The sequence below is a fragment of the Rathayibacter sp. AY2B3 genome, assembly GCF_002931755.1.
In the GTDB taxonomy this organism is placed as follows: Bacteria; Actinomycetota; Actinomycetes; order Actinomycetales; family Microbacteriaceae; genus Rathayibacter.
In genome coordinates this window covers 1-1,447 of sequence record NZ_PSUG01000094.1, presented here as the reverse complement: position 1 = coordinate 1,447, position 1,447 = coordinate 1, and the positions used below count along the sequence as shown (strand labels likewise).

Sequence of the window (1,447 nt, the reverse complement as noted above, 5' to 3'; positions counted from 1 at the left end):
TACAGCAGGGTCGCCCCGGCCGCCTCGGCGCCGGCCATGATCGGGTCCAGGCCCGCCCAGGCGTCGACGGAGCCGTTCTGCAGCGCCGCCCAGCCGTCCGGAGAGACATGCCCGCCACCCCCGCCGCCCGCACGAGCCTGGCCTTCGACGCCGAGCTCGGCCAGTCGGCGTTCCCCGTGCGCTTCGAGGGGGTCGGCCGCACCTTCGCGCCCGGGTCCCCGGTACTGACGGACGTGACGCTCGAGGCCGCCGCGGGCGAGGTCATCGCGATCCTCGGCCCGAGCGGCTGCGGCAAGTCGACGCTGCTGCGCATCGCAGCGGGCCTGGACACCGCCTCCGAGGGGTCCGTCCTCATCGACGGCGCTCCCGTCTCCGGCATCGACCCGCGCTGCGCGGTGGCGTTCCAGGAGCCGCGGCTGCTGCCCTGGCGGAGCATCGCCGACAACGTCGCGCTCGGCCTCCCGCGCGGCACCCCGCGCCCGGCCGCCCGCGCCGCCGTCGACGAGCTGCTCTCGCTGGTCGGCCTCACCGCGCACGCCCGCTCGCGGCCCCGCGAGGTGTCCGGAGGGATGGCCCAGCGCGCCTCCCTCGCCCGCGCTCTGGCCCGGAACCCCGGCGTGCTCCTCCTGGACGAGCCCTTCGGGGCGCTCGACGCGCTGACCCGCCTGCGGATGCAGGACCTGCTGCTCGACGTGCACGCGGCGGCTCCGGCGACGATCCTGCTCGTCACCCACGACGTCGACGAAGCCCTCCAGCTGGCCGACCGCATCGTGCTCCTCGGACGCGACGAGCCCGGAGGCGTCTCGCGCATCCAGCGGATCGTCACCGTCCCTGGCGCGCGCCCCCGCGACCGCGGCTCGGCGGAGCTCGCCGAGCACCGGGCCGAGCTCCTCGCGGGGCCGCGAGCGGGCGTGCGCGGTGAGGCCGACCAGCGAGAGCAGCTCGTCGACGGCGGCGCGGGCGGCCGGGCGCGGGGTGCCGCGCGGGAGGCCGAGCGCGACGTTGTCGGCGATGCTCCGCCAGGGCAGCAGCCGCGGCTCCTGGAACGCCACCGCGCAGCGCGGGTCGATGCCGGAGACGGGAGCGCCGTCGATGAGGACGGACCCCTCGGAGGCGGTGTCCAGGCCCGCTGCGATGCGCAGCAGCGTCGACTTGCCGCAGCCGCTCGGGCCGAGGATCGCGATGACCTCGCCCGCGGCGGCCTCGAGCGTCACGTCCGTCAGTACCGGGGACCCGGGCGCGAAGGTGCGGCCGACCCCCTCGAAGCGCACGGGGAACGCCGACTGGCCGAGCTCGGCGTCGAAGGCCAGGCTCGTGCGGGCGGCGGGGGTGGCGGGCATGTCTCTCCGGACGGCTGGGCGGCGCTGCAGAACGGCTCCGTCGACGCCTGGGCGGGCCTGGACCCGATCATGGCCGGCGCCGAGGCGGCCGGGGCGACCCTGCTGTA

Annotated in this window: 2 pseudogenes; one reads left to right on the top strand and one right to left on the bottom strand. The window is 77.1% G+C overall.

The features are described from left to right. Positions 1–107 precede the first annotated feature (107 nt). A pseudogene (locus C5C24_RS18530) lies at positions 108–899 on the top strand (ABC transporter ATP-binding protein); the annotation flags it as partial. A gap of 6 nt (positions 900–905) precedes the next feature. Here C5C24_RS18530 and C5C24_RS18525 read toward each other — a convergent pair. Next, positions 906–1,340 (bottom strand): annotated as a pseudogene (locus C5C24_RS18525) (ATP-binding cassette domain-containing protein); the annotation flags it as partial. Positions 1,341–1,447: the final 107 nt, after the last annotated feature.